Source organism: Nocardioides pelophilus, from assembly GCF_014180685.1.
GTDB lineage: Bacteria > Actinomycetota > Actinomycetes > Propionibacteriales > Nocardioidaceae > Nocardioides > Nocardioides pelophilus.
In genome coordinates this window covers 1-5,472 of sequence record NZ_JACEHF010000229.1, presented here as the reverse complement: position 1 = coordinate 5,472, position 5,472 = coordinate 1, and the positions used below count along the sequence as shown (strand labels likewise).

General features: G+C 72.6%; 7 protein-coding genes. 4 read left to right on the top strand and 3 right to left on the bottom strand.

Features of this window, described 5'->3' with window-relative positions; genetic code table 11:
* A partial coding sequence (locus H0488_RS21835; protein ID WP_183101315.1) for an FAD-dependent oxidoreductase occupies nt 1–578 on the bottom strand: 578 nt, incomplete at its 3' end.
* 138 nt (nt 579–716) lie between these two features.
* Here H0488_RS21835 and H0488_RS21830 point away from each other — a divergent pair.
* Complete coding sequence (locus H0488_RS21830) at nt 717–1,112, top strand: hypothetical protein (protein ID WP_246372669.1); 396 nt, start codon at nt 717–719, stop codon at nt 1,110–1,112.
* A 48-nt stretch (nt 1,113–1,160) separates the two neighbouring features.
* Here H0488_RS21830 and H0488_RS21825 read toward each other — a convergent pair whose 3' ends face one another.
* A complete protein-coding gene (locus tag H0488_RS21825; protein ID WP_183101314.1) occupies nt 1,161–2,669 on the bottom strand; it encodes a leucyl aminopeptidase in 1,509 nt (502 codons plus the stop codon).
* Between the two features lie 55 nt (nt 2,670–2,724).
* On the opposite strand from H0488_RS21825, the gene gcvT reads away from it, so the two are divergent.
* From gcvT to H0488_RS21810, 3 genes are all read left to right on the top strand, one after another.
* Nucleotides 2,725–3,867, top strand: coding sequence for a glycine cleavage system aminomethyltransferase GcvT (gene gcvT / locus H0488_RS21820; protein ID WP_183101313.1), 1,143 nt, complete (start codon nt 2,725–2,727; stop codon nt 3,865–3,867).
* A 6-nt stretch (nt 3,868–3,873) separates the two neighbouring features.
* Nucleotides 3,874–4,143, top strand: a complete 270-nt coding sequence (locus tag H0488_RS21815; RefSeq protein WP_183101312.1) for a hypothetical protein — start codon at nt 3,874–3,876, stop codon at nt 4,141–4,143.
* Nucleotides 4,144–4,265: 122 nt separating this feature from the next.
* Nucleotides 4,266–5,060 (top strand): thymidylate synthase, encoded by a 795-nt coding sequence (locus H0488_RS21810; RefSeq protein WP_183101311.1) that lies wholly within the window; start codon nt 4,266–4,268, stop codon nt 5,058–5,060.
* A gap of 59 nt (nt 5,061–5,119) precedes the next feature.
* Here H0488_RS21810 and H0488_RS21805 read toward each other — a convergent pair.
* Nucleotides 5,120–5,472 (bottom strand): hypothetical protein (locus tag H0488_RS21805; protein WP_220794884.1); only part of this gene is annotated, 353 nt, incomplete at its 5' end.

Here is a 5,472-nt window from a genome sequence, read left to right as displayed (position 1 = left end):
GCGAACCCGCCCCCGATGACGCCGCCGCCGAGCACGATGGCCGAGGTCGGCACCCGGTCGAGCCGGAGCGCCTCGTCGGAGGTGAGCACGCGGGTGCCGTCGATCTCGATGCCGGGCAGCAGCCGCGGCGCGGAGCCGGTGGCGAGCACCACGTTGCGACCGGTCAGCGTGACCGCGCCCTCCGGGCCGTCGACGGTGACCTGCAGGGGGCCGGTCAGCCGGCCGCGACCCTCGACCACGCGAATGCCGCGGCTCTTGATCAGGCCGGTGAGGCCCTTGAAGAGACGGCTGACCACGCCGTCGGCGTAGTTGCGCACGCCGACCGCATCGATGCCGTCGTACGTCGCGCGCACGCCGAAGGTGTCGGCCTCGCGGGTCGCGTCGGCGACCTCGGCGGCGTGCAGCAGCGCCTTCGTCGGGATGCAGCCCACGTGGAGGCAGGTGCCGCCGACCTTGGACTCCTCGACCAGGGCGACGCTGAGGCCGAGCTGGGCGGCGCGGAGGGCACAGGCGTAGCCGCCGGACCCCGCGCCCAGGATCAGAACGTCGACCACGTCGTCGCCGTTGGCCTCGGCCACCACAGTCCTCCCTGTCGATCTGGCCAGTCGTTTCGGGCCAGTCGTTTCGGGCCGGCCGCTTCGGGTTCGGCGCCCATCCTTGCACCCCGGGTGTCACCGCGCGCAACGTGCCTCGCCCGATCGGGCACACTGGAGGGCATGGCGTTGTGGGACCGGTTCCGGAAGGGGCCGAAGATGAGCGGACCGGCGCGGGATGCAGCCCGCACCGGGTCGACGCGCGTGCGCGCTGCCGACAAGGTCGACGAGGCGCACCTGCACGAGTGGGTCACCGAACGGCGCGGGGTCGAGGGCTTCGTCGAGCCGCGCACGGCCGTCAGTGAGGTGACCCTGCTTCTGGTCGCTCACGACGGCGAGTGGACCCGCCGCCGGGTGCCCGGCGTGAAGTGGGCGCACGACTTCTGCAACAAGCACCAGGTGCCGTCGTACGACGCCGCGGTGGTCGGCATCCCGCAGCGGATGCGCGACTACAACTCGCGGGTGCGCAAGGAGCAGAAGGCCGCGGAGTACCCGCAGTACAAGCCGCGCGAGCCCTGACCGAAACCCGGCCGACCCGTCACGAACTTGGTGACGGGTCGAGGCGTTTCAGGCCTGAGTTGGCGCCGGGTCGGCGAGGGAGCGCGCGAGCTCGATCAGCGTGGCCACGCCGTAGCCGGTCGCGCCGGAGGTCCAGTGTCCGGTCGGTCCGCCCTTGTTGAACGCGGGCCCGGCGATGTCGAGGTGGGCCCACGGCAGCCCGTCGGTGAACTCGCGGAGGAAGGCCGCCGCGAAGAGGCCGCCGCCCCAGCGGATCCAGTCGTGCTGGGAGAGGTCGGCGATCTTCGTGGTGCGGATCCGCTCCTCCATGTGCTCGGGGATCGGCATCGGCCAGGCCTCCTCGCCCGCGACCTCGGCGGCCGCGAGCACCCGGTCGACCGTGCCGTCGTCACCCATCACCCCGCACATCCGGTCGCCGAGCGCGAGCGACATGTGGGCGGTCAGGGTCGCGATGTCGACGATCAGGTCGGGCTTCCGCTCGGCCGCGCGACCGAGCGCGTCGGCGAGCACGAGCCGGCCCTCGGCGTCGGTGTTGGAGATCTCGACGGTCTTGCCGCCGTAGGTCGTCAGCACGTCGCCGGGGCGGAACGAGGCACCGCCGACCATGTTCTCGGCCAGCGCGGCGATGCCGGTCACCCGGACCGGCAGCCCGAGTCGGGCGATGGTGATGACGGCCTGCACCACGGCCGCGGCGCCGGCCATGTCCTCCTTCATCGTGGGCATGCTGGCGGCCGGCTTGATGGTGAGGCCGCCGGAGTCGAAGGTGATGCCCTTGCCGACGAGCGCGAGGTGGGTGGTGGCGCCCTGAGGGCGGTAGTCGAGCTCGACCAGCCGCGGGGGAGCGTCCGACCCGGCGCCCACCCCGAGGATGCCGCCGCAGCCGAGCTCGGCGAGCTGCGCCTCGTCGTACACCTTGGCCTTGAGGCCCTTCACCGCCTTCACGGCCGCCACGATCTCGTCGGCGAACACGGCGGGCGTGAGGTCGCCCGGAGGCGTGTTGACCCAGTCACGGGCGGCGACGACGGCCTCGACCACGAGCTGGGCGTCGTCGAAGGCGGCGACGGTCTCCTTGCGCCGCGCAGCGGCCGAGAGTACGACGATCTCGGCCGGGCTCGAGGGAGCGCTGCTGCTCTTGTAGCGGGTGAACGTGTAGCCGCCGAGCCGGTAGCCCTCGAGCACCGCGCGGACCAGCTCGGGGGTGTCGGCCGGCAGCGCCACGGCGACCGAGGCGGCATTGGTGACCGCGCGGGCGGCCGCTCCGGCCGCGCGGCGGACCGCCATCGGGTCGGGGTCGGCGCCGAGACCGACGAGGACCAGCAGCGGTGAGCCGATGGTGCCGCTGGTCGGGACCTTGGCCACCTCGCCCGGCTTGCCGGTGAGCCCGAGGGTGGCCAGCAGCGGCGCGAGCCGACGGCCGTAGGCCTTCGCGACGTCCTCACCGCCGGCCGCGAGCCGCGCCGTGCCCGCCCGGCCGGACTGGCCCGGCACCACCCCGACCACCACGGCCTCGGCCCGGGTCTTGGCGGGGCTGGCGGTGCGAAGGGCGAAGGACGTCATAGGGCGGAGGGTAGACCGCGCCGGTCCCGATCCGGTCGTCGGTAGAGTCCGCACCATGCTCGACGGAACCCAGCCCGGCTCGCAGGCACCCGCCCCGGAGGCAGGCCTTGCCCGATCGCCCCTGCACGACCGGCACGAGACGCTCGGCGCGAAGTTCGCGGAGTTCGGTGGCTGGTCGATTCCGCTGCAGTACTCCGGGATCGTCGAGGAGCACAACGCGGTCCGTCAGGCAGTGGGCATCTTCGACGTGAGCCACCTCGGCAAGATCGAGGTCCGCGGGCCCGGCGCAGCCGCGTTCGTCAACGCCACCCTCAGCAACGACCTGGGCCGCATCGGGCCGGGCCGGGCGCAGTACACGCTCTGCCTCGACGCCGAGACCGGCGGCATCATCGACGACATCTTCAGCTACTACCGCAACGACGAGGACGTGCTCCTCGTCCCCAACGCGTCGAACAACACCGAGGTCTTCAACCGGCTCGCCGCGGCCGCCCCCGACGGGGTCGAGGTGACCAACCACCACGCCGACTACGCCGTGCTCGCCGTGCAGGGCACGAAGTCCGACGACGTGCTCGCCGCGGTCGGCCTCCCGGTGGGCCACGACTACCTCACCTTCGTCGAGGCGGAGTTCGACGGCGAGACCGTGATCGTCTGCCGCACCGGCTACACCGGCGAGCGCGGCTACGAGCTGATCGCCCCGAGCGGTGTCGCGCCGGCGCTCTGGGACGCCGTGCTGAGGGAGGGCGCCGAGCACGGCATCCTGCCCTGCGGGCTCGGGGCTCGCGACACCCTGCGCACCGAGATGGGCTACCCGCTGCACGGCCAGGACATCGGGCCTTCGGTCACCCCCAACGAGGCCCGGCTCGGCTGGGCGGTCGGCTGGAAGAAGCCGGAGTTCTGGGGCCGCGACGCGGTCCTCGCCGAGAAGGAGAAGGGCGCCCGGCGCAAGCTGGTCGGCATCGTCGCCACCGGCCGCGCGATCCCGCGCCCGCACATGTCGGTCTCGCTGACCCCCGACGTCCTCCTCGGCGAGGTCACCTCCGGCACGTTCTCCCCGAGCCTCAAGCAGGGCATCGGCATGGCGCTGGTCGCCAGCGTGGTCGCCGACGACGCCGAGGTCGGCGTCGACGTCCGCGGCCGGCGCGAGGTCTTCAAGATCGTCAAGCCGCCCTTCCTCGACCCGTCGGTCCGGGAGTCCTGATGAANGATGAACCTCCCCGAGTCCCCGGCCCCGTTCCGCCAGCCGACCCCGTCCGAGCGGCCGTGGTGGTGGCGGCCCGAGGCCGCCGACGGCGCCGAGGTGACCCTGACGGGCGATGCCGCCGAGGAGTACGGCGACAAGCGGTTCGCCAACCAGGCCGACGCCGAGTCGTGGGTCGGGGAGATCTGGGCCGACCTCGCCGCGGCCGGGGTCGCAGCCGTGACGCTCTTCGAGCTGGAGCGGCAGGTCTACGGCCCGATGTCGCTCAGCGCGTAGCGCCGCGGGTTGCGCGTAGCGCCGCTGGTTGAGGTGCGAGCGCCCAGCGTGGCGCCGCTGGTTGAGGTGCGAGCGCAGCGAGCCTCGAAACCAAGGCGCCGTCGGCGGCTAGGCTGAGCGACGTGCAGGCCTACCTCGATCTCGTCCAGCGGATCCTCGACGAGGGCGTCGAGAAGGGCGACCGCACCGGCACCGGCACGCTGAGCGTGTTCGGGCACCAGATGCGGTTCGACCTCAGCGCCGGCTTCCCGCTGGTCACGACCAAGAAGATCCACACCCGTTCGGTGTTCGGCGAGCTGCTGTGGTTCCTCCGCGGCGACACCAACGTGAAGTGGCTGCAGGACCGCGGCATCACGATCTGGGACGAGTGGGCCGACGAGAACGGCGACCTCGGCCCGATCTACGGCGCCCAGTGGCGCTCGTGGCCGGCCCCCGACGGCCGCCATATCGACCAGCTCGCGCAGGTGATCACCGACCTGCGCAGCAACCCCGACAGCCGGCGCCACATCGTCTCGGCGTGGAACCCCGCCGACATCCCCGACATGGCGCTCGCACCGTGCCACAGCCTGTTCCAGTTCTACGTCGCCCAGGGGCGGCTCAGCTGCCAGCTCTACCAGCGCTCGGCCGACGTCTTCCTCGGCGTACCTTTCAACATCGCGTCCTACGCCCTGCTGACCCACATGGTCGCGCAGGTGACCGGTCTCGAGGTCGGCGACTTCGTGCACACGCTCGGCGACGCCCACCTCTACTCCAACCACCTCGAGCAGGCCCGCCTGCAGCTCACCCGCGACCCGCGGCCGCTGCCGACCCTGGTCCTCGACCGCTCGATCACCGAGATCGACGGCTTCGACCTCGAGCACATCCAGGTCGAGGGCTACGACCCCCACCCGGGCATCAAGGCGCCGATCGCGGTCTAGGGTCTCGTGACGGTCGCTGCGCGACCTCCTCGACCTCCGCTACCTCCGCGACAAGACGCCTACAGACCGCAGGCGCTGATGGCGTAGGCGATCGCGGCCCGAGCGCCCTCGGGCGACATCCGCAGGACCAGCTCGCCGGCGCGGCCGTCGAGGCCGAGGTGGAGTCGGAAGGCGGTCGCGCCGCCGGCCTCGAAGAAGGCGTGGCTGTCGCAGCGCGCCGGTACGACGGGCAGCGCGATGCGCTGCGGAGGTCCGTCGCCGGCCACGACCCGGTCGGGCCGCCAGGTGGTGGTCGTCGGGTGCTTGAGCACCGGCGTCGCGCCCACGCCGCGGATCTCGAGCCGCCCCGGCCGGCCGGTCGGGGTCGCCACCAGGGTCAGCGTCCCGACGCCGTCGGCGTCCGGCACGGCGT

What these genes read in the sequence shown, in the direction of transcription:
- H0488_RS21830 (WP_246372669.1), top strand. Translation starts at nt 717, where the DNA reads ATGGCGTTGTGGGACCGGTTCCGGAAGGGGCCGAAGATGAGCGGACCG.
- H0488_RS21825 (WP_183101314.1), bottom strand. Translation starts at nt 2,669, where the DNA reads ATGACGTCCTTCGCCCTTCGCACCGCCAGCCCCGCCAAGACCCGGGCC.
- gcvT (WP_183101313.1), top strand. Translation starts at nt 2,725, where the DNA reads ATGCTCGACGGAACCCAGCCCGGCTCGCAGGCACCCGCCCCGGAGGCA.
- H0488_RS21815 (WP_183101312.1), top strand. Translation starts at nt 3,874, where the DNA reads ATGAACCTCCCCGAGTCCCCGGCCCCGTTCCGCCAGCCGACCCCGTCC.